Raw genomic sequence first — 17,579 nt, 5'->3', positions numbered from 1 at the left:
TTTTGCTGCTCCGTTCTGGCCGGAACCGTGGTCCGCGGAGATTGACAAAGCCTGCCAAGTCGACGAAGATCGCCGGCATGAACTGCCTCGACATCCGTATTGCGCTGATTATTAGCATCATTCATCGAATGGTGGGTTAGCGCGCGTCGACTTGCAGTGACACATAACCCGCCAAACGAGGCGGGTTTTTTTATGTCCGCTTTCAGGTTCATTCTCTACCTGCCTCCTGGCGAACATGCTGCGATTGCCATCGATCGATGTCGATCGCGGTTGATTCGTTGTTGCATCGAACGTTGCCACCCAGGAGCTTGCCGTGCTATTAACCGAACTCGAACAGGCCGCCGCAGCGGCCGGGCGCGTCGCGCCGTCTCATGACTACCTGAAAAAGACCCTGACCGCGCGCGTCTACGACGTGGCACGCGAGACCGAACTCGAACGCGCGCCGAACCTGTCGGCGCGGCTGCGCAATCCGGTCTATCTGAAGCGCGAGGACAACCAGCCGGTGTTCTCGTTCAAGCTGCGCGGCGCGTACAACAAGATGGCGCATATTCCGGCCGAAGCGCTCAGTCGCGGCGTGATCACCGCGTCGGCCGGCAATCATGCGCAGGGCGTTGCGTTGTCGGCCGCACGCATGGGCGTGAAGGCGATCATCGTCGTGCCGGTGACGACCCCGCAGGTCAAGGTCGACGCGATCCGCACGCATGGCGGGCCGACCGTCGAGGTCGTGCAGTTCGGCGAATCGTATAGCGATGCCTACGGTCACGCGGTCAAGCTGCAGGAGGAGCGCGGCCTGACCTTCGTGCATCCGTTCGATGATCCGTACGTGATCGCCGGCCAGGGCACGGTGGCGATGGAAATCCTCAGCCAGCACCAGGGGCCGATTCACGCGATCTTCGTGCCGATCGGCGGCGGCGGTCTCGCGGCCGGTGTCGCCGCATACGTGAAATCGGTGCGCCCGGAGATCAAGGTGATCGGCGTGCAGACCGATGATTCGTGCGCGATGGCCGCGTCGCTGAAGGCGGGCGAGCGCGTGACGCTGAACGAAGTGGGCCTGTTCTCGGACGGCACCGCGGTGAAGCTCGTCGGCGAGGAAACCTTCCGCCTGTGCAGCGAATATCTCGACGAAGTGCTGCTCGTGAACACCGATGCGCTGTGCGCGGCGATCAAGGACGTGTTCCAGGACACGCGCAGCGTGCTCGAACCGGCGGGCTCGCTCGCGGTGGCGGGCGCGAAGCAGTACGCCGAACGGGAAGGCATCGAGAACCAGACGCTGATCGCGATCACGTCGGGCGCGAACATGAACTTCGACCGCATGCGCTTCGTCGCCGAACGCGCCGAAGTGGGTGAAGCCCGCGAGGCGGTTTTCGCGGTGACGATCCCCGAAGAGCGCGGCAGCTTCAGGCGCTTCTGCGAACTGGTCGGCACGCGCAGCGTCACCGAATTCAACTACCGGATCGCCGACGCGAACTCAGCGCATATCTTCGTCGGCGTGCAGATCCGCAACCGCAGCGAACCGGCGCAGATCGCCGGCGCCTTCGAAGCGCACGGCTTCGCGACCGTCGATCTGACCTTTGACGAACTGTCGAAGCAGCACATCCGCTACATGGTCGGCGGTCGCTCGCCGCTCGCGCGCGACGAGCGACTGTTCCGCTTCGAGTTTCCCGAGCGTCCGGGCGCGCTGATGAAATTCCTGTCGTCGATGGCGCCGAACTGGAACATCAGCCTGTTCCACTATCGCAACCAGGGCGCGGACTACAGTTCGATTCTGGTCGGCATTCAGGTGCCCGAAAGCGACCACGCGGCGTTCGAGCGCTTCATCGAAACGCTCGGCTATCCGTGCTGGGAAGAAACGAAAAACCCGGTCTACCGGCTGTTTCTCGGCTAGTCGAAGCTCGTTTAGCGGATCGGGGTTTACCTGAGTGGACGTCACGCCGGCAGAACGAGCCGGGTGTCGTCCAAATCGCCGGAACGGCCCGCCAGTCTTGCGTTTTTGGCCGATACAGCGACGCTACACCGGCGCCTCTCTTACACCTTCTATCGCCTAGCGCGATACGGCCTATCCGCCATATCGCATTGCGGGATAGGTGTCACGATCGTCACACTGTGCGCAAATTTCATCACCGCATTCAGGAGACATCTATGCGCACCCAAGTTGGCATCATCGGTGCAGGGCCTGCCGGCCTGTTTCTTTCCCATCTGCTTCATCTGCGCGGTATCGACTCGGTCGTGCTCGAAACGCGCACCCGCGATCAGATCGAATCGACGATCCGCGCCGGCGTGCTCGAGCAGGGCACGATGGACCTGCTGACGCAAACCGGCGTCGGCGAACGCATGAAAGCCGAAGGCGCGCTGCATCACGGTTTCGAACTCGCGTTCGACGGCAAGCGCCGCCGCATTGATCTGACCGATCTCACCGGTCAGGCGATCACGGTTTATGCCCAGCACGAAGTGATCAAGGATCTCGTCGCGGCGCGTGTCGCCGCGGGCGCCGAACTGCGTTTCGGCGTGTCAGATACGTCGGTGCACGGCATCGATACCGATAAGCCGTCGATCCGCTATCGCCATGAAGGCGCGGAGCACGAACTGCAATGCGACTTCGTGATCGGCTGCGACGGCTCGCAAGGCGTGTCGCGCCAGGCTATTCCGCAGGCGCTGCGCAAGGATTTCGAGCGCGTCTATCCGTTTGGCTGGTTCGGCATTCTGTGCGAAGGGCCGCCGTCGTCGGACGAACTGATCTACGCACGCCACGAGCGCGGCTTCGCGCTGATCAGCACGCGCTCGCCGAACGTGCAGCGCATGTATTTCCAGTGCGATCCGAAGGACTCGGTCGACAATTGGTCCGACGATCGCATCTGGGCGGAACTGCATGCGCGCGCCGATTCGGACGAGGGCCATAAGCTCATCGACGGCAAGATCTTCCAGAAGAATATCGTCGGTATGCGCAGCTTCGTGTCGACGACGATGCAGTACGGCCGCCTGTTCCTCGCTGGCGACGCCGCGCATATCGTGCCGCCGACCGGCGCGAAGGGCCTGAACCTCGCGGTCGCCGACGTGAACGTGCTCAGCCGCGCGCTCGACGCGTTCTACAAGGAAAACCGCACCGATCTGCTCGACCGTTATAGCGAAACCGCGCTCAAGCGCATCTGGCGCGCCGAGCACTTCTCGTACTGGATGACCAGCATGCTGCACCGTATCGAAGGCGCTTCGGCGTTCGAGCAGCAGTTGCAGGTTGCCGAGCTCGAGTACGTGACGACGTCGCGCACGGCCGCGACGGTACTGGCGGAGAACTACGTAGGCGCCGCCGGCGCGCAGATGCAGGCGAATCTGTAAATGCCACTGCAAGCACCGCGCGATCATCGGGATCGCTAATTGATCGACAGATCCCGATGCGCGGCCGCCTGAAACTCCTTGGGCGTGACACCGGTCTGCTTGCGGAAATAGCGGCTGAAATAGGCCGCGTCTTCGAAACCGAGCGCATGCGCGATCTGTTTGATACTCGAACCCGAGTACACCAGATCGCGTTGCGCCTCGCGTATCAACTGGTCGTTGACGAGCGACAGCGGCGAATGGCCAAGCTCCTCACGACAGATGCGGCCCAGTTGCGCCGCGGTCACCCCCAACTTTCCCGCGTAAAAATCGATTGGCAGATGCTCGCGCACATGCGCGGCGATCAGTTCGCGTAGCCGTTTGATCTGCGCGGCGCGCCGGTCATTGACGGTCGCACCCGCGCTTGACGCGGCATCGGTCAGACGCGCGACCTGCACAAAAAGTGCAATCATCAGCGACATGCCCGCGGCGATATGGCCGCGCGCGCTGCCCCGAAATTCCTGCTCCAGCAAACCGAACAACGGCATCAACGTGCGCTCGCCGATGGCGGGCCGCACGGGAATCAGCGCGGGCCGTTGCAGCACCGGCATGAGGCCCGGCGACACCGCTTTCGAAATCGTCTCCAACGCGCGCTGTGCGGCGGTAATCACGAGCCCGTCGATCTCCGGCGAAAACACGAAACCATGCACCGTTTGCGCCGGAAGCAGGATCAGGCATGGCGCTTTGATCGTGAGCTTTTCGCTCTCGATCAGCACGTAGCCCGAACCGGTGCGGATATAGAGAATCTGCAGCAACGCATCGTGCCGGTGCGCGGAGATATGCCAGTCGTTCGGCCGACTGCGCTCGACGATCCATTCGAAATTGAACGCGTCGTACCACGGCGGCCGCGCGGACTCTCCGTACAGATCGTAGTTAGGGATATTTCTCATGCAGTTTGGTCTCCTATGTTCGAATTGTCCTGCGATGCGCTGCCTTTGTCCAATTTCGTCCCGAAGCGCGTGGCTATACTTTTTTCCATCGAAGACGCGGCCGAATGCCGTCCGCGCGGCATGATCCAGAGAAGCGCACGCCGATGCAACGCCTCGCGCATCCCGAAGCAATCGCCAACGCGAACGGCTCTCTCATGTCGGACGTGGCCAGCCATATCACTGGCGCGGTCCCGAGCGTCGATGGCAGCTCGCACGCCTGCGGCGCGGCAGGCGACGAGGCAATTCGAACAACAAGAAAATATCTCTTCATCTCAAGGAGACATAGCAATGACCAAGCAGAAAGGAGCACGCACATGAGCCGCTCCGAACGCAGTGTAGATGTGCAGGCCTTCATCGACGGACAGCGTTTCTCGCCGTTTCAGTGGACGATTCTGGTGCTGTGTTTTCTGGTCGTCGCGGCCGATGGTTTCGACACCGCCGCGGTCGGCTTTATCGCGCCGTCGCTCGTGCAGCAGTGGGACATCGCGCGCAGCGCGCTCGGCCCGGTGATGAGCGCGGCGCTGGTCGGTCTCGGCATCGGCGCGCTCGCGGCCGGCCCGTTCGCGGACCGCATCGGACGCAAGACGGTGCTGGTGCTGTCGGTGTTCTTCTTCGGGCTGTGGAGTCTCGCGGCGGCCCGCGCGACGTCGATCGAATCGTTGACCGTGCTGCGCTTTTTCACCGGCCTCGGTCTCGGCGCGGCGATGCCCAACGCGGTCACGCTGATGTCCGAGTACGCACCCGCGCGGATTCGCGCGGTCGCGGTCAATGCGATGTTCTGCGGTTTTTCGGGCGGGCTCGCGCTCGGTGGCTTCGCGTCCGCATGGCTGATTCCGAATCTCGGCTGGCCGAGCGTGCTGGTCGCGGGCGGCATCGGCCCGCTCGTGCTGAGCGTGCTGCTGATTCTGCTGCTGCCGGAATCGGCGCAATTCCTCGCGGTGCGCAAGCGGGCCGATCAACGGATCGCGCGAATCCTGCAACGCATCGCGCCTCACGACCGCTTCGACGGATGCCGCTTCTTCGCGGTCGACGTGCGCCGCAATAACGCCGACTCGCGCTCGCAGTGGACGCTCGCGATCATCCTGTCGGCGCGCTACCGTTTCGGCACGCTGATGCTGTGGCTCGCCTATTTCATGGGGCTGCTGATTTACTACCTGCTGACCAACTGGCTGCCGACGCTGTTCAAGGACACCGGCTTCTCCGGCGAAAAGGCCGCGTTGATGACGTCGCTGTTTCCGCTCGGCGGCATCCTCGGCAATCTGTGCGTCGGCTGGGTGATGGATCGCTTCGCCGGCCATCGCGTGATCGCGTTCACCTATGTGCTCGTCGGTGCGCTCGTGCTGCTGGTCGGGCGGGGCGTCGGCCATCAGGTCTGGCTCGGCACGCTGATCTTCCTGACCGGCACGGTCGCGACCAGCGCGGTGACGTCGATGTCGGCGCTCGCGGCGAGTTTCTACCCGACCCGGGCGCGCGCGACGGGCGTGGCGTGGATGCTGGGAATCGGCCGGGTCGGCGGCGTGGCGGGCGCGTTCGTCGGCGCGGCGTTGATGGGGCTCGGCTGGCAGTTCGGCGCGGTGTTTAGCCTGCTCGCGGTGCCGGCCGTGATCGCGGCGGGCGGGGTGGTGCTGATGATGCGGCGCGAGCCGCTCGATCACGCATCGGTCGAGGACAACGTCGGCGCGATAGCGATCGAGTGAAGTCCGGCGTCGGGCGTGCCGCTACGCTCGAACAATGCGCGACCGCTCAGGTCGCGCGCAGCAACGCCATTTCGTTGTGCAGCAGCGCGAGCAATTCGTCGTCGGTCGGCCGCGTGCCCCAGTGGCGCGCGCCGGCCACCGACGCGATCGCTATCCACGAATGCGGTGGAAACCATTCGCGCACCAGCGTGCCGTCCTGGCGCAGGCACAGCTGGCCGGTCAGCTCGCTGTATTCGGCGCAGATGTGCGCACCGTCGACCTGCGCGCTTACTCGTCTCGGATCATTGCGTAGCACGTCGTCGCTCCTGTCAAAGGGGTGGCGCGAATGCAAGCGCGGCATGGTGGCGCGACTAGCGCCACCTGGCTTCCATCAATGGTCATGCCCGTGACCGTGCCAGCCGTTGTCGTGCCAGCCGTTGTCGTGCCAGTCGCGATGCGGGCCGCGTGCATCGCGCCATTCGTCGTGGTGACGTTCCCACTCGCGACGCTCCCAATAGCGACGACCATCGTAGTAACGATCGCCGTACCAGCCCGGCGCGATCACGACCGCGGGCGGCGGCGGAGGCGCATACACTGGCGCGGGCTGCACATAGACCGGCGGGGGCGGCGGAGCCTCGACCACGGCGGGCGCGACCGCGATGCCCGGCACACCGATATTCACGCCGACATCGACGTGCGCGAAAGCGGCCGTCGATGCGCCGATCGCGAGACCCGCGACGACGCTCAACGATATCCAGCGGTTGCGTGAAAGACTCATGATTGTTCTCTGTTGTGTGGATGTCTGTGATGGAGTGGCGAGCCGGACGCGCACCTACTGCGCGTGATGGCCCGATCAATAGCGTTCGTAGTAGTGGTCGTGATGCGGATGATCGCCGCCAGGGACGACGATGCAGCCGCTCAACGCGCCGCCGAGCGTGGCGGCGAGAATGACCAATGCGAAGATTTTTTTCATGATGTTGCTCCCTGAAATCTGTGATGCGAGTGCCTGTCGTGCGAAGCGTTTCATCTAAACCGCTTTCGTTTGAACCGAACTCTACTGAGCGGCGCGATTACCGATGTGTTTGTGTGTAACAGGACGTGTCGATTGGAGGTCACATCGATACGTTCACGCGAGTGCGATGAACGGAGAGGGAAAGCACCGGGGGTGAGATGTCGAAATGCCGGGCGATAGTCAGGCGTGCGGGCAAACCCTTGAAGAGGCTATGAAAAAAACCGCGTTCAAGCGCCGGCGATGCATGGATGCGGAGCGAAGGTTCGGCGCATCGATTGGTGAAAAAAGAAGCGAATGGAATTTCGCCTTATCTATGCCACGCAGATACATTCGGTTGCAGACTGGTCATCGGGCTCGCCATGCGTTCGTGCGAGCACGATGAAATGACGCCACACCTGTAGCGTCATCTGGCTGTCTTACTGCGCGGCCGCGGGCTCCTGGGCGGTCGCCTCGCGATAGCCGAGCCGCGCCGAAATCGCGAGACCGGCTTCTTTGAGCAGCGCGACGTAATGCTGCTTCGTGTCGGCGCCGCAGCGCATCGTCGGAAACGAAATCGACAGACCGGCGATCACGCGGCCGAAGCGGTCGAACACCGGCACCGCGATACATTGCAGGCCTTCTTCCTGCTCCTCGTTGTCCTCGCCGTAGCCCTGCTCGCGTACGTGCGGCAGGATGCTCAGCACCGCTTCGGCGCAGGTCAAGGTTTTCTGCGTCGACTTGCGGAATTCGATGTGCGAGAGCACGTCACGCGCATCGGCCGGGTCCATCCATGCGAGCAGCACCTTGCCGATCGCCGTGCTATGCAGCGGATTGCGCCGGCCGATTCGCGACTGCATGCGCAGCCCGTAGTCGGCATCGATCTTGTGGATGTAGATGATCGCGTCCTCGTCGAATGCGCCGAGGTGTACCGCTTCGCGCGTCATCTGGCCGATGCGGCGCATGTCGACGTCGGCCTCGCGCACCAGATCGACGCTTTCGAGCGCTTTCGCGCCGAGCTCGAACAGGCGGATCGTCAGCCGATAGCGCTCGGTTTCGACTTCCTGAGTCACGTAGCCGAGCGCCTTCAGCGTTTGAATCACGCGATGCACGGTCGTCTTCGACATGCCGAGCCGTTGCGACAACTCGCTGATGCCGATCTGCCCGGTGTCGCCGATCGCGCCGAGAATCGCGAACACGCGCCCGATCGACGACGCCGATTCGCCTCGCTCAACGCTGTCCGCATCCAGCGCCTTATCGAGCGCTTTGTCGCGCGCAGTGCTTCTCGCCGTGTTCCTCGCCGTGTTCCTGTCTGTTCCCGTTGCCGCCATGTCGATCATTCCCTGTCTGTGCCAAGCCGCGCCGCTGTCGCATCGAGCCGATGCTCACCCGGCGCGAGAGCATAGCGCGTCGCGCGCGCTGGTGGCGAACTCGTGCTGTCGCTAGCGCGCGAGCCAGCCGCCATCCACCGCCAGTGTATGCCCATGCACGTAGTCCGACGCCGACGAGGCGAGAAAAACCACCGGCCCCGCGAGATCGTCGGGCACGCCCCAGCGGCCGGCCGGAATGCGCCCGAGAATTTCTTCGTTGCGCTGTGCGTCGTCGCGCAACGCGGCGGTGTTCGCGGTCGCCATATAGCCGGGCGCGATCGCGTTCACGTTGATGCCCCGCGCGGCCCATTCGTTGGCGAGCAGCCGGGTGAGACCGAGCACGCCGCTTTTCGACGCGGTGTACGACGCGACGCGAATACCGCCCTGGAACGACAGCATCGACGCGACGTTGATGATCTTGCCGCCGCCTTGCTGCCGCACGAACTGACGCGCTGCCGCCTGCGACAGAAAGAACAGGCTCTTCAGGTTCACGTCCATCACCGCATCCCAGTCGTCTTCGCCGAACTCGAGCGCATCTTCGCGGCGGATGATGCCCGCGTTGTTGACCAGCACGTCGAGGCGGCCGAACGCTTCGACCGCGGCGCGCACGATGTCGTCGACCGATGAGGTCGACGCGAGATCGGCGCGCACGTCGGCGAAGCGACGTCCGAGCGCCTCGACGCGCGCGGCGGTCGTGCCCGCGTCCGCGCGGCTGACGCCGACGATGTCGCAGCCGGCCGCGGCGAGCGCGACCGCCATGCCGGCGCCGAGGCCGGTGTTGCTGCCGGTCACGATGGCGACCTTGCCGCTCAGATCGAAAGTATTCATTGTGGTCGGGCTCATGTTCGCTCAGCGCAACTCGCGAACCGCGAGATGGTCCATGTCGCCAAACACCTGGTTCTCACCGACCATGCCCCAGATGAACGTGTACGCGCGCGTGCCGACACCCGAATGAATCGACCAGCTCGGCGAGATCACCGCCTGCTCGTTGCGCACGACGATATGCCGTGTTTCGTGCGGCTCGCCCATCAAGTGGAAGACGGCGGCGTCGTCGGCGACGTTGAAGTAGAAATACACCTCCATGCGGCGCTCGTGCGTGTGGCACGGCATCGTGTTCCACAGGCTGCCCGGTTCGAGCTTCGTCATGCCCATCGACAGCTGGCAGGTCGGTAGCACCTCGGGCACGATGAACTTGTAGATGGTGCGGCGGTTGCTCATGGCCGGATCGCCGAGTGTTTCGGGCGAGGCCTGCTCGAGCGAGATCGTGCGGGTCGGGTAGCTGGTGTGCGCGGGAGCGCAGTGCAGATAGAACTTCGCCGGCTGGCTGGCGTCGGTGCTGCCGAACGCGACCGCCTGCGCGCCTTTGCCGATGTAGATCGCCTCTTCGCGGCGCACCGGGTAGCGCGTGCCGTCGACGTCGACCCAGCCGTCGCCGCCGATGTTGATCGCGCCGAGTTCACGCCGCTCGAGCAGATAGTTGACGCCGATCGCCTTGCCGAGCGAACCCGGCACTTCGACCGCGCGCTCGACCGGCCACACACCGCCGACGATGATCCGGTCGATGTGGCTATACGTGAGTTTCAACGCGTCGCGTTCGAAGATCTGCTCGACCAGAAACTCGCGCCGCAGCCCGGTGGTGTCGAGCGTTTTCGCGTATTCGCTGTTGATGGCCTGTCTCACATCCATTTAGCGTTCTCCTGTCGGTATGCGGGGCGCGGTGCCGCCTTGTGCCGAGACTGTAACGCAGAATCGCAATTTCGGAACATCGGTCCGAAAATTTTTCGGCGAGCGATCGCGGCTGCAATGGCGTACTGAAACCAACCGGGTAAACGATAGTCAGGTTTAGGAAATAAAAACGGAACGACGTTCCTTTCATGATGCTATATTGCGCCGGACAGGGAGAGCCCGGCGCAGACCGGGACACCAACACGGGTCATTGATCCGATAACGGGACGTCGCCGTCCATGGAGGAGACATGAAGATCAAGAAGGCCATCGACCGCATTCCAGGCGGCCTGATGTTGGTGCCGCTACTGCTCGGCGCCTGTGTGCATACGTTCGCGCCCGGCGCGGGCAAATATTTCGGCTCGTTCACCAACGGCCTGATTACCGGCACCGTGCCGATTCTGGCGGTATGGTTCTTCTGCATGGGCGCAACGATCGACCTGCGCGCGACCGGCACCGTGCTGCGCAAGTCGGGCATGCTGCTCGCCACCAAGATGCTGGTCGCATGGATCGTCACGCTGATCGCGGCGCGCTTCATTCCGATCGACGGCATCAAGACCGGGCTCTTCGCGGGGCTGTCGTTGCTCGCGATCACGACCTCGATGGACATGACCAATGGCGGTCTTTACGCGGCCGTGATGCAACAATACGGCACGAAGGAAGAGGCGGGCGCGTTCGTGCTGATGTCGGTGGAATCGGGGCCCCTGATCAGCATGATCATTCTTGGAGCCACGGGTGTGGCGTTCTTCGAGCCGCGGCTGTTCGTCGGCGCGGTGCTGCCGTTTCTGATCGGCTTTGCACTGGGCAACTTCGATAGCGAGCTGCGCGAGCTGTTCGGCCGCTGCGTGCATCCGCTGATTCCGTTTTTCGGCTTTGCGCTCGGCAACGGCATCGATCTGAACGTGATCGTCACTAGCGGTTTGCCGGGCATCGTGCTGGGGCTCGGCGTGATCGTCGTGACCGGCGTGCCGCTGATTCTGGCTGATCGCTGGATCGCGGGCGGCAATGGCGCGGCGGGGCTCGCGGCGTCGTCGACGGCGGGGGCGGCGGTCGCGAATCCGGCGATCATCGCCGACATGATTCCGAGCTTCAAACCGCTGGTGCCGGCCGCCACCGCGATGGTCGCCACCGCTTGCCTCGTGACCGCGATTCTGGTGCCGATCCTCACGGCGCTGTGGGTGCGCCGGCATCATCCGCGCGGCACGCTGCGCGAGGAGTTCGCCACGGTGACGCAGGCCGCGCCGCTCAATGAGTAGCGCTATGCACCTGTTTGAATGAGTCAGTAGCAGGGCAGGAAGCTGGCGCGCCGCTCAGCGCGCCAGCTTCGTTTCGAGCATCGCTTTCACCCCGGGCCATTCGTCGTCGATGATGCTAAAGCGCACCGAGTTGCGCTTGCGCCCATCGGGCATGATCCGCTCGTGCCGCACGATGCCTTCCTGTATCGCGCCGATGCGCAGGATCGCCGCGCGCGATCTGTCGTTGAGCTCGTCGGTCGTGAATTGCACGCGCACGCAGCGCATCACGTCGAATGCGTGGCACAGCAGCAGATACTTCGCCTCGGTGTTGACGACCGAGCGCTGCGCCGAGGCGGCGAGCCACGTATGGCCGATTTCGAGCTTGCGGTTCGCGCGATCGATCTTCCAGAACCGCGTGGTGCCGACGATGCGGCCGGCGCCGTCATTCCCGTCATCCTCGTCACGCCGCACGATCACGAACGGCATCACCCGGGCGGCAGCGCGGCCGGCGAGTGCCCTGGCAATATAGGCATCGATCGTCGCCGGGCCCGGCACGACGGTCAGCTTCATGTCCCACAATTGACCATCGGCGGCGGCGTCGACGAGCGCCTGCGCGTGGTCCTCGCGCAGCGGCCGCAACTCGACGAACGAGCCGCTCAGCTTGGGTTGCATCGATTCGGCGGAGATATCGTTCATGGCAATGAAAAAGGTCCGCGAGCGGAACACTCGTGGACCTGGCAGACCGGTTGATCCGTGCTCGGGAACGACGCGAGCGGCAAACCCGCGGCGCCGTTACCGAAGCGCGCGATCAAGGTGATTAAATCAGGTGATTAAACCGCCATCACCGTGACAGCCTTGGTGACGAGGTAGGCTTCCATCGCCTCCGGGCCGCCTTCCGAGCCGTAGCCGGAATCCTTGACGCCGCCGAACGGCATTTCCGGCGTCGGCGTGGCGGGCTGGTTGATCCACAGCATGCCGACTTCCATGCGCTGCGACAGCAGATGCACGTTGGCGAACGACTTCGTATACGCGTAACCGGCGAGGCCGTACGGCAGACGGTTCGCTTCGGCGATCGCTTCTTCGAGCTTGTCGAAGCCGCGGATCGCGGCGACCGGGCCGAACGGCTCGTTGTTGAACACGTCGGCTTCGAGCGGCACGTCGGTCAGCACGGTGGCCGCGAAGAAGTTGCCTTCGGTACCGACGCGCTCGCCGCCCGTCGCGACCTTCGCGCCGGTCTTGCGGGCGTCGTCGACGACCTTGGCCATCGCGCTCAGACGGCGCGCGTTGGCGAGCGGTCCGAGCGTCGTGCCCTCGGCGAGACCGTCGCCGAGCTTCAGGCTTTCAGCGTGCTTGACGAGCGCCGCGGCGAACTCTTCGCGGATGCTGTTGTGCACGAGGAAGCGCGTCGGCGAGATGCAGACCTGGCCCGCGTTGCGGAACTTCGCGGCGCCGGCTGCCTTGACCGCGAGCGCGACGTCGGCGTCTTCCGCGACGATCACCGGGGCATGGCCGCCGAGTTCCATCGTCGCGCGCTTCATGTGCGAACCGGCCAGCGCCGCGAGCTGCTTGCCGACCGGCGTCGAGCCGGTGAACGTAACCTTGCGGATCACCGGATGCGGGATCAGGTAGCTCGAGATTTCGGCCGGATCGCCGAACACGAGGCCGACCGTGCCGGCCGGCACGCCGGCTTCGACGAACGCCTGCAGCAGGGCCGCCGGCGACGCCGGGGTTTCTTCCGGCGCCTTCACGAGGAACGAGCAGCCGCAGGCGAGCGACGCCGACAGTTTGCGCACGACCTGGTTGACCGGGAAGTTCCACGGCGTGAACGCGGCGACCGGTCCGATCGGCTCCTTCAGCACTTGTGACTGCGCGGCGAGGTTGCGCGACGGCACGATGCGGCCATACACGCGGCGGCCTTCGTCCGCGAACCATTCGATGATGTCCGCGGCCGCCAGCACTTCGACGCGCGCCTCGGCGAACGGCTTGCCCTGTTCCTGCGTCATCAGGCGGCCGATGTCGGCGGCGCGCTCGCGCACGAGAGCCGCAGCCTTGCGCATGATGGTGGCACGCTCGTTGGCCGGGACCTTGCGCCAGGCTTCGAAGCCGCGTTGCGCGGCTTCGAGCGCGCGGTCCAGATCGGGGATGCCGGCATGCGCGACCTTGCCGATGGCCTGGCCGGTCGCGGGGTTGATCACGTCGAGGGTCTTGCCGCTGGCGGCGTCACACCATTCGCCGTTGATCAGAAGACGGGTATCGGTATAGCTCGAGATGGCCATGCTGGGTTCCTGTGAGAGGGAAAACAACAGGCCGCGTGGTTGTGCGGCACGGGGCGGCACACCTACGCGGCCATGAATGAATTGCCGATATCAATTATCTTATCTGATTGCGGGCAATCGCACCGGAGGCGGGCCGCGGGCGTCCGCTCGTGGCATGCGGTTTGCTGAAGCTTGGCACCGGAGCGACTCTGCGGGTCACGCCGAGGTGCCGCGTCAGCGCCGCACGAAACGCCTGCAAGACGCAGCGCTTCATCCATTCAACCGCTACTACAGCGCATCACGAGGACATCGCCATGCCAACCGGAACAGTGAAATGGTTCAACGACGCGAAGGGCTTCGGCTTCATTACCCCCGATGACGGCGGCGAAGATCTGTTCGCGCATTTTTCGGAGATTCGCTCCGAAGGTTTCAAGTCGTTGCAGGAAAACCAGAAAGTCAGCTTCGAAATCAAGCAGGGGCCGAAAGGCAAGCAGGCGGCCGATATCAAGCCCGTGTGACGTCGGCATGGCGGTTCATCCGCATGCGAGGTAACGATGGATAAGGACGCCGCCTACGCGGAGATCGAGCGCAATGGCGGCGCCGCCTATGCGAAGACCTTCGCCGCGCGCTATCCCGACGAACCGCTTACACCGTTCTGTCATCGCTATCTGTTCGAACAGGCGCAGCGCGCGGAAGCGGAGCACGACGCGGCCGCGGCCACGCACGACGACGAGCGCGGTTTCGCGCTGAGGTCGCTCGCGCGCATGGAGGCGTCGTCGCATATCGCGCAGGCGGCAGCGAGCGCGTCGCGCGACGCGGCGGCCGCCGCGCACACATCGGCGCGCGCGGCGCGGCGCTCGGCCTTCTGGACTATGATCGCCGCGCTCGCGTCGGCGACGGGCGTAGTGGTAAACGCGGCCCTCAATCTCGGCTGGCTCGAATGGGCAAGGCATCTTGCGCAATAAGCGACGCGTCGGGCCCAGCGTTCGCGCCCGTGAATGTGATGTTCAATCGGAGGCGCCAGTGGGGCTAGTCCGCAAACCACGCGACAACCTATGCATGTACCACACCGATACGACATCGATGCGACACGGCTACACGAGCGCGTCGATCGCACAAATCGACCCATCGGAGCATGCCGCGGACGGTCTGAACGCAGTATTATTCTTCAGGTTTCCTTCAGCTTTGCTCCGTACTATTTGCGCCACTGCCCGTGGCCTTTCAGGACCGCGGCCGCCGCTACGTGCGGCTCGAGCACAGGCTTTCACGACCTGCATTCGGGCAATGGAACAGATAGATTCCTGACTGAAAACTGAAAGCGCCTATAAAGGCTTGCTGGAGCATCCATGAAAACTCTGTTCTTGCAGGCGCCGTCGTACGACGGCTTCGATGGTGGGGCGGGTTCGCGCTATCAGGCCAAGCGTGAAGTTCGCTCGTTCTGGTATCCGACGTGGCTCGCACAACCCGCCGCACTCGTTCCCGACAGCCGCGTGCTCGACGCAACTGCAGACGGCCTGTCCGTTGAAGCAGCGCTCGACATCGCTTCGCAATACGAGCTGGTGGTGATTCACACCAGCACGCCATCCTTCCCGACCGACGCACTGTTCGCCCAGGACCTCAAGAAGCGCAAGCCGTCGCTGCTGATCGGCATGGTCGGCGCGAAGGTCGCGGTCGATCCGCATAATTCGCTGATCGCGACCGAGGCCATCGACTTCGTTTGCCGCGAGGAATTCGACTACACCTGCAAGGAAATCTCCGAGGGCAAGCCGTTCTCGCAGATCCTGGGCCTGAGCTATCGCGCCCCCGACGGCTCGATCGAACACAACGAAGCGCGCCCGATCCTCGAGAACATGGACGAGCTGCCGTTCGTCGCGCCGATCTACAAGCGTGATCTGACCATCAAGAACTACTTCAACGGCTACCTGAAGCATCCGTACGTGTCGCTGTACACCGGCCGCGGTTGCCGCTCGAAGTGCACGTTCTGTCTGTGGCCGCAAACGGTCGGCGGCCATCGCTATCGGGTGCGTTCAGTCGAGAACGTGCTCGAGGAAGTGAAGTGGATTCGCGACAACATGCCCGAAGTCAAGGAGATCATGTTCGACGACGACACGTTCACCGACTTCAAGCCGCGCGCCGAAGAAATTGCGCGTGGCATGGGCAAGCTGGGTGTCACGTGGTCGTGCAACGCGAAGGCCAACGTGCCTTACTCGACGCTGAAGATCATGAAGGAAAACGGCCTGCGCCTGCTGCTGGTCGGCTACGAGTCCGGCGACGACCAGATCCTGCTGAACGTCAAGAAGGGCCTGCGCACGGACATCGCGCGGCGCTTCGCGCAGGACTGCCGCACGCTCGGCATCAAGGTGCACGGCACCTTCATTATCGGCTTGCCCGGCGAGACCCAGGAAACGATCCAGAAGACCATCGAGTACGCGAAAGAGATCAATCCGCTGACCATCCAGGTGTCGCTCGCCGCGCCGTATCCGGGCACCCGGCTCTATCACCAGGCGGTCGAGAGCGGCTGGCTCGCGGAGAACAAGGTGATCAATCTCGTCAGCAAGCAGGGCGTGCAACTGGCGGCGATCGGCTACCCGCATCTGTCGCGCGACGAGATGTATCACCAGCTCGAGAACTTCTATAAACGCTTTTATTTCCGGCCGTCGAAGATCTGGGAGATCCTGCGCGAAATGCTGACGAGCTGGGACATGATGAAACGGCGCCTGCGCGAAGGCGTCGAATTTTTCCGCTTCCTGCGCGCGCACGAGGCGTGAGCGCCGTACACATCGCCGCCGTCACGCTCGCGTACGCGTGCGCGGCGGCGACTGTTGTCGGCATCGGCTATACCGTGCTCGCAAGCGCGCTGATCGGGCGCTTCTTCGCGAGGGCGGTGGCCGTTCCCTCCAGCTTTCCACCCATTACGGTGATCAAACCGTTGCACGGCAACGAGTGGGCGCTGCTCGATAATCTGTCGAGCTTCTGCGCCCAGGATTATCCGGGGCCCGTGCAATTCCTGTTCGGCGTGCACGACTCGGCCGACCCCGCGCTGCAAACCGTCGACGAACTGCGGCGCCTGCATCCGCGGGCGGACATCGCCGTGGTCGCCGATGCGCGCCTGTACGGCCCGAACCGCAAGATCAGCAACATCCTCAACATGCTGCCGCAGGCGCGCCACGACGTGCTCGTGTTCGCCGACAGCGACGTGTGCGTCGGCCCCGACTATCTGCGCAACGTGATCGGCGAATTGCAGAAGCCGGGCGTCGGGCTCGTCACCTGCGCGTATCGCGGCCAGCCCGATCCGGGATTCTGGCCGCGGCTGTCGGCGATCGCCACCAACTACCAGTTCCTGCCGGGCGTCGTCACCGGACTCGCGCTCGGGCTCGCGCGCCCGTGCTTCGGTCAGACCATCGCGATGCGGCGCGACACCTACGAGCGGATCGGCGGCTTCAAGCCGTTCGTGCGGCACCTGGCCGAAGACTACGAAATCGGCGCGGCGGTGCGCGCGGCGGGCGAGCAGGTCACGATTCCGCCGTTCGCGATCGCGCATGCCTGTGTCGAAGCGAGCGCCGCGCAACTGGTGACGCACGAACTGCGCTGGAGCCGCACGATCCGCCGCATCGATCCGCTCGGACACTTCGGCACCGCGCTCGTGCATCCATTGCCGTTCGCGCTGCTCGCGCTCGCGTGCTCGGGCGGCGCGCCGTGGGCGTGGCTGCTCGCGGCAGTGACGGTGCTCGCGCGTGTCGCGTTGAAGTGGCGCGCGGATCGGGCGTTGGGTCAGCGCTGCCGCGATCTGTGGCTACTGCCGTTATGGGATATCGTATCGTTTGCGATTTTCGTCGCAAGCTTCCGCTCGTCGCGGGTGATCTGGCGGGGCTTCAGCTTCAAGGTCGACGGCGACGGGCTGCTGTCGGCGGCACAGGACGAATGACGAACGAACGGCAGATTGGGCGGGCAATGAGCGAAGAAGGATCGAGCGGGCGACACAGCACCGCACTCGAGACGCACGGCGGCGGCCCGGCGGCACAGGCGGCACAGGCGG

The 17,579-nt window shown here is 64.2% G+C and carries 16 protein-coding genes; 8 read left to right on the top strand and 8 right to left on the bottom strand.

Annotation, left to right across the window (positions count from 1 at the left end; translation table 11 throughout):
* Positions 1 to 313: 313 nt before the first annotated feature.
* Complete coding sequence (gene ilvA, locus AB3X95_RS03835) at positions 314 to 1,885, top strand: threonine ammonia-lyase, biosynthetic (protein ID WP_368620715.1); 1,572 nt, start codon at positions 314 to 316, stop codon at positions 1,883 to 1,885.
* A 254-nt stretch (positions 1,886 to 2,139) separates the two neighbouring features.
* On the top strand, positions 2,140 to 3,330 hold the full coding sequence (locus AB3X95_RS03830) for a 4-hydroxybenzoate 3-monooxygenase (RefSeq protein ID WP_176126003.1): 1,191 nt from the start codon (positions 2,140 to 2,142) through the stop codon (positions 3,328 to 3,330).
* Positions 3,331 to 3,365: 35 nt separating this feature from the next.
* Here the strand turns inward: AB3X95_RS03830 and AB3X95_RS03825 are convergent, their stop codons facing one another.
* Positions 3,366 to 4,256 carry a helix-turn-helix domain-containing protein gene (locus AB3X95_RS03825; RefSeq protein WP_368620714.1) on the bottom strand — a complete coding sequence of 297 codons (891 nt, stop codon included), beginning with the start codon at positions 4,254 to 4,256 and terminating at the stop codon, positions 3,366 to 3,368.
* A gap of 353 nt (positions 4,257 to 4,609) precedes the next feature.
* Here AB3X95_RS03825 and AB3X95_RS03820 point away from each other — a divergent pair, with 353 nt between their 5' ends.
* Positions 4,610 to 5,992, top strand: a complete 1,383-nt coding sequence (locus AB3X95_RS03820) for an MFS transporter (RefSeq protein WP_368620713.1) — start codon at positions 4,610 to 4,612, stop codon at positions 5,990 to 5,992.
* A gap of 46 nt (positions 5,993 to 6,038) precedes the next feature.
* Here AB3X95_RS03820 and AB3X95_RS03815 read toward each other — a convergent pair whose 3' ends face one another.
* The 5 genes from AB3X95_RS03815 to kduI all read right to left on the bottom strand — a co-directional run bounded on the left by AB3X95_RS03815 (position 6,039) and on the right by kduI (position 10,015).
* Positions 6,039 to 6,287 (bottom strand): hypothetical protein, encoded by a 249-nt coding sequence (locus AB3X95_RS03815; protein WP_026228520.1) that lies wholly within the window; start codon positions 6,285 to 6,287, stop codon positions 6,039 to 6,041.
* A 75-nt stretch (positions 6,288 to 6,362) separates the two neighbouring features.
* Positions 6,363 to 6,749, bottom strand: a complete 387-nt coding sequence (locus AB3X95_RS03810) for a hypothetical protein (protein ID WP_176126000.1) — start codon at positions 6,747 to 6,749, stop codon at positions 6,363 to 6,365.
* 650 nt (positions 6,750 to 7,399) lie between these two features.
* Positions 7,400 to 8,299, bottom strand: a complete 900-nt coding sequence (kdgR, locus tag AB3X95_RS03805; protein WP_368620712.1) for a DNA-binding transcriptional regulator KdgR — start codon at positions 8,297 to 8,299, stop codon at positions 7,400 to 7,402.
* A gap of 102 nt (positions 8,300 to 8,401) precedes the next feature.
* Positions 8,402 to 9,172 carry a 2-dehydro-3-deoxy-D-gluconate 5-dehydrogenase KduD gene (gene kduD / locus AB3X95_RS03800; RefSeq protein WP_176125998.1) on the bottom strand — a complete coding sequence of 257 codons (771 nt, stop codon included), beginning with the start codon at positions 9,170 to 9,172 and terminating at the stop codon, positions 8,402 to 8,404.
* A gap of 6 nt (positions 9,173 to 9,178) precedes the next feature.
* Positions 9,179 to 10,015 (bottom strand): 5-dehydro-4-deoxy-D-glucuronate isomerase, encoded by an 837-nt coding sequence (kduI, locus tag AB3X95_RS03795; RefSeq protein ID WP_368620711.1) that lies wholly within the window; start codon positions 10,013 to 10,015, stop codon positions 9,179 to 9,181.
* A 289-nt stretch (positions 10,016 to 10,304) separates the two neighbouring features.
* Here kduI and kdgT point away from each other — a divergent pair, with 289 nt between their 5' ends.
* Positions 10,305 to 11,309 (top strand): 2-keto-3-deoxygluconate transporter, encoded by a 1,005-nt coding sequence (gene kdgT, locus AB3X95_RS03790; protein WP_368620710.1) that lies wholly within the window; start codon positions 10,305 to 10,307, stop codon positions 11,307 to 11,309.
* 54 nt (positions 11,310 to 11,363) lie between these two features.
* Here the strand turns inward: kdgT and AB3X95_RS03785 are convergent, their stop codons facing one another.
* Both AB3X95_RS03785 and AB3X95_RS03780 read right to left on the bottom strand, forming a co-directional pair.
* Positions 11,364 to 11,984 (bottom strand): GNAT family N-acetyltransferase, encoded by a 621-nt coding sequence (locus AB3X95_RS03785; RefSeq protein WP_368620709.1) that lies wholly within the window; start codon positions 11,982 to 11,984, stop codon positions 11,364 to 11,366.
* Between the two features lie 134 nt (positions 11,985 to 12,118).
* Entirely contained in the window at positions 12,119 to 13,564 is a 1,446-nt protein-coding gene (locus tag AB3X95_RS03780) for an NAD-dependent succinate-semialdehyde dehydrogenase (protein WP_176125995.1), read from the bottom strand.
* Positions 13,565 to 13,857: 293 nt separating this feature from the next.
* Between AB3X95_RS03780 and AB3X95_RS03775 the strand changes: the two genes are divergently transcribed.
* From AB3X95_RS03775 to hpnI, 4 genes are all read left to right on the top strand, one after another.
* A complete protein-coding gene (locus AB3X95_RS03775) occupies positions 13,858 to 14,061 on the top strand; it encodes a cold-shock protein (protein WP_007181784.1) in 204 nt (67 codons plus the stop codon).
* Positions 14,062 to 14,097: 36 nt separating this feature from the next.
* On the top strand, positions 14,098 to 14,508 hold the full coding sequence (locus AB3X95_RS03770) for a hypothetical protein (RefSeq protein ID WP_176369188.1): 411 nt from the start codon (positions 14,098 to 14,100) through the stop codon (positions 14,506 to 14,508).
* A 381-nt stretch (positions 14,509 to 14,889) separates the two neighbouring features.
* Positions 14,890 to 16,311: a hopanoid biosynthesis associated radical SAM protein HpnJ gene (hpnJ, locus tag AB3X95_RS03765; protein ID WP_176108403.1), complete on the top strand. Its 1,422-nt coding sequence runs from the start codon at positions 14,890 to 14,892 to the stop codon at positions 16,309 to 16,311.
* Entirely contained in the window at positions 16,308 to 17,468 is a 1,161-nt protein-coding gene (gene hpnI / locus AB3X95_RS03760; protein ID WP_368620708.1) for a bacteriohopanetetrol glucosamine biosynthesis glycosyltransferase HpnI, read from the top strand. The genes hpnJ and hpnI overlap by 4 nt, the downstream gene beginning before the upstream one ends.
* The last annotated feature ends 111 nt before the right edge of the window (positions 17,469 to 17,579 follow it).

The sequence above is a fragment of the Paraburkholderia sp. BR13444 genome (assembly GCF_040948755.1).
Taxonomy (GTDB): Bacteria; Pseudomonadota; Gammaproteobacteria; order Burkholderiales; family Burkholderiaceae; genus Paraburkholderia; species Paraburkholderia youngii.
The sequence above is the reverse complement of the archived record's forward strand: the minus strand, read 5'-3'. Positions and strand labels throughout refer to the sequence as shown.

What these genes read in the sequence shown, in the direction of transcription:
- AB3X95_RS03830 (WP_176126003.1), top strand. Translation starts at nt 2,140, where the DNA reads ATGCGCACCCAAGTTGGCATCATCGGTGCAGGGCCTGCCGGCCTGTTT.
- AB3X95_RS03825 (WP_368620714.1), bottom strand. Translation starts at nt 4,256, where the DNA reads ATGAGAAATATCCCTAACTACGATCTGTACGGAGAGTCCGCGCGGCCG.
- AB3X95_RS03820 (WP_368620713.1), top strand. Translation starts at nt 4,610, where the DNA reads ATGAGCCGCTCCGAACGCAGTGTAGATGTGCAGGCCTTCATCGACGGA.
- AB3X95_RS03810 (WP_176126000.1), bottom strand. Translation starts at nt 6,749, where the DNA reads ATGAGTCTTTCACGCAACCGCTGGATATCGTTGAGCGTCGTCGCGGGT.
- kdgR (WP_368620712.1), bottom strand. Translation starts at nt 8,299, where the DNA reads ATGATCGACATGGCGGCAACGGGAACAGACAGGAACACGGCGAGGAAC.
- kduD (WP_176125998.1), bottom strand. Translation starts at nt 9,172, where the DNA reads ATGAGCCCGACCACAATGAATACTTTCGATCTGAGCGGCAAGGTCGCC.
- kduI (WP_368620711.1), bottom strand. Translation starts at nt 10,015, where the DNA reads ATGGATGTGAGACAGGCCATCAACAGCGAATACGCGAAAACGCTCGAC.
- kdgT (WP_368620710.1), top strand. Translation starts at nt 10,305, where the DNA reads ATGAAGATCAAGAAGGCCATCGACCGCATTCCAGGCGGCCTGATGTTG.
- AB3X95_RS03785 (WP_368620709.1), bottom strand. Translation starts at nt 11,984, where the DNA reads ATGAACGATATCTCCGCCGAATCGATGCAACCCAAGCTGAGCGGCTCG.
- AB3X95_RS03780 (WP_176125995.1), bottom strand. Translation starts at nt 13,564, where the DNA reads ATGGCCATCTCGAGCTATACCGATACCCGTCTTCTGATCAACGGCGAA.
- AB3X95_RS03775 (WP_007181784.1), top strand. Translation starts at nt 13,858, where the DNA reads ATGCCAACCGGAACAGTGAAATGGTTCAACGACGCGAAGGGCTTCGGC.
- AB3X95_RS03770 (WP_176369188.1), top strand. Translation starts at nt 14,098, where the DNA reads ATGGATAAGGACGCCGCCTACGCGGAGATCGAGCGCAATGGCGGCGCC.
- hpnJ (WP_176108403.1), top strand. Translation starts at nt 14,890, where the DNA reads ATGAAAACTCTGTTCTTGCAGGCGCCGTCGTACGACGGCTTCGATGGT.